Below are 2,896 nucleotides of genomic sequence, written 5' to 3'. Positions count from 1 at the left end.
TTCGCCGCGCAGCGACACGATCATCGCATGGGCGCTGGCGAGGTCGGACGGGAGCGGGTCGGCGGGCGTCGTCACACGGCGATCAGATCACAACCACCTGCCGCCGCAAGCCTTTTTCGCTATCCGGCCTGGGCCGGACGCCAAGTCTGCTGCGGGTTACGCCAGTCGATGCCCTCGATCGAAGGTCTTTGTGGATACCCCCTCTACTGAGGGCGATGGTACCTTTCCTGATGTGATTCAGGTCCTTGATCGGCGCCATCCGTTTTATGGGCGGTCTCTGCGCGTCTTGGGTCTGTACGTGCGCCGGAGCGGCACTCTTCCCCCGTCCTACGTCGTCGAAGGCCATGACGGGACAAAGCTCCATGTGCCGATCTTGGCAGCGCAACCGGCACCAGTGATGGAGAATCCGTCGAAGTTGAGCGTTGAGGCTGTGCTGGATTTGATCTCGCTAGCCGAGCAGCTCGAAGACGATGGTGATTGCGCCCCAGGACCTTTGGCCGATGCTGCCTGCTGCCCTGCAGCGACAGATCGTGGAGAACGTCGTGGCCGTTCTGACGGAGGTCGGTCATGAAGTCCGAACTGGTCACAGCAACCCATCTGGAGCGCAAAGCGATCATCTACATCCGGCAATCGACGCCGGGCCAGGTCGTCGGCAATCAAGAAAGCCTTCGGCTCCAGTACGCGTTGCAGCATCGGGCCGAGGATCTCGGTTGGCGCCAAAGTGACATTGACGTCATCGACGCCGACCTCGGGCTGAGCGGATCGTCTACCCTGGACCGGCGAGGGTTCCAGGAATTGACCACGCGCGTGAGCCTGAACGAGGTCGGGCTTGTTCTGTCGATCGACGTGACGCGGCTCGCCCGCAACTGCTCGGACTGGTACCCTCTTCTCGACATCTGCGGACTTCGCCATTGCCTGATCGCCGACCGCGATGGGGTATACGATCCCGGCACCCCGAACGGGCGCCTGCTTCTCGGCCTCAAGGGGACGATCTCCGAGCTGGAGCTGCATACGATCCGGGGCCGCTTGACGTCCGGGCTTCTGGCCAAGGCGGAACGCGGCGAACTGGCCCAGATGCTTCCCGTAGGTCTGGTCCGTGAAACGGGCGAGATCGTCGTGAAGGATCCCAATATCGAGGTTCAGCAGCGGATCGGTCTCGTGTTCGACAGCTTCCTGCGGCTCCGCTCGGCCGCCAAGGTGATGCGGCTCTTCCAGGCCAAACAGCTCGACCTGCCACGTCGGGACCGCCATGGAGATCTGCGCTGGATGCCGGCAACCAGCGCCTCCGTCGGCACGATCCTGAAGAACCCAGCCTATGCCGGCGCGTTCGTCTATGGACGCAAGCGGACGGAGCGCATCCCAGGTCGACAGGGGCGTTCGACCAAGACCCCTCGTTCCTTCGAACAATGGCGCATCGTCGTGAGAGACCGCTACCCCGCTTACATCGACTGGGCCACCTATGAGACGATCCGCGCCGTTCTGAGTGACAACCGGGCCGAATACATGAACCGCACAACCCGGGGAGCACCGCGTCGCGGCCAGCTGCTCTTGCAAGGGATTGTCTGGTGTGCTCGATGCGCCCACAAGATGTACATCCGCTATCAGAACCGCGGTGAGTACGTCTGCAACCACCTTCACACCCAGAAGGGTGCGCCGGCCTGCCAGACCCTCCGCGCCGACGCCGTCGACGAAGCCGTGGGCGAGGCCTTCCTGGCCGCTCTGGCCCCGGCCGAGATCGCGCTTCTCTCTCGCACCCGACGGGCGCAGCAACAGGCCGATGCGAGCCTGCGCGCTGCTGCGGAACAGCAGGTCGCACGCCAACGCTATCAGGCAGCGCTGGCCGAGCGGCAGTACAACAAGGTCGATCCCGACAACCGGCTGGTGGCCGGTGAACTCGAACGCCGCTGGGAAGCTGCGCTGATCGATTTGAAAAACGCTGAGGACGCCCTGGCTCGCCATGACACCGAGCCGCCGCTTCGGCCATTCAGCAGGAGCGTCAAGGACAAGGTGGTGGCGCTCGCAGGACAACTGCCGCAGATCTGGGCCGATCCGAAGACCAGCGACGCACACAGGAAAGCGCTGCTGCGCTGTCTCGTCGATAAGGTCGTTCTCGGACGGGGTGAGCACGGGACCGCCATAGTTCGGATCTTATGGCGTGGTGGCGAAATCAGTGAGCTGGTCGTCAAGCAGCCCGTCGCAAAGCTCGCGACCCTGGAACGCGGCGATGAGATGCGGCGCCGCGTCATCGAACTGGCGATAGCCGGAATGCCCGACGACGAGATTGCCCGGCACCTCACCACCGATGGTCATCGATCGGCCAAGTGCCCTGATCGGGTTCTGCCCATCACCGTCCAGCGCATTCGCTACCTGGAAGGGATCCCTGCACCAAAGCCGGCGTCGCGCTGGCACCATGCTTCAGGGACGATCGGCATCCAGGACCTCGGGCAACGTCTCGGCATTCCGACCAAATGGCTGTACGTTCAACTGCGCGGCGGCCGGATCCAGATCGATCGTCCGGCCAACGGCGCTTACCGCTTCCAGGATTGCGAAATGGTCATGCACGCTGTCCGCAGCTTGCGCGATCACCAGGTCGACAGCATCGATCTGAGGGCACGTCAGGCAAACTACATGGGGCATCCACATGGATGATCGACCAGATAGGCAAGCTGGGCGGTCGAGATGGAGATCGCCCCGTCGCTCGCCGACGGCCATACGAACCGACCCCGGTCGAGCCGCTTCATGAACAGGCAGCCGCCCTGGCCGTCATGCCAGACAATTTTGACCAGGTCCGACCGGCGGCCCCGAAAGACGAAGAGGTGACCGCAGAACGGGTCTCGCCCGAGAACCTCCTGCACCAGCAGCGACAGCCCGCCAATCCCCTTGCGCATGTCGGTGT

Annotated in this window: 2 protein-coding genes; one reads left to right on the top strand and one right to left on the bottom strand. The window is 63.6% G+C overall.

Features of this window, described 5'->3' with window-relative positions; genetic code table 11:
* Positions 1-567: 567 nt before the first annotated feature.
* Positions 568-2,649 (top strand): recombinase family protein, encoded by a 2,082-nt coding sequence (locus tag P7D22_RS22725; RefSeq protein ID WP_319936526.1) that lies wholly within the window; start codon positions 568-570, stop codon positions 2,647-2,649.
* Here P7D22_RS22725 and tnpB read toward each other — a convergent pair.
* The coding region (gene tnpB, locus P7D22_RS22720; protein ID WP_319936525.1) for an IS66 family insertion sequence element accessory protein TnpB at positions 2,625-2,896 on the bottom strand (272 nt) is incomplete at its 5' end. The genes P7D22_RS22725 and tnpB overlap by 25 nt on opposite strands.

The organism is Lichenihabitans sp. Uapishka_5, assembly GCF_033947565.1.
GTDB lineage: Bacteria > Pseudomonadota > Alphaproteobacteria > Rhizobiales > Beijerinckiaceae > Lichenihabitans.
This window is presented reverse-complemented; position numbering and strand designations above follow the sequence as displayed.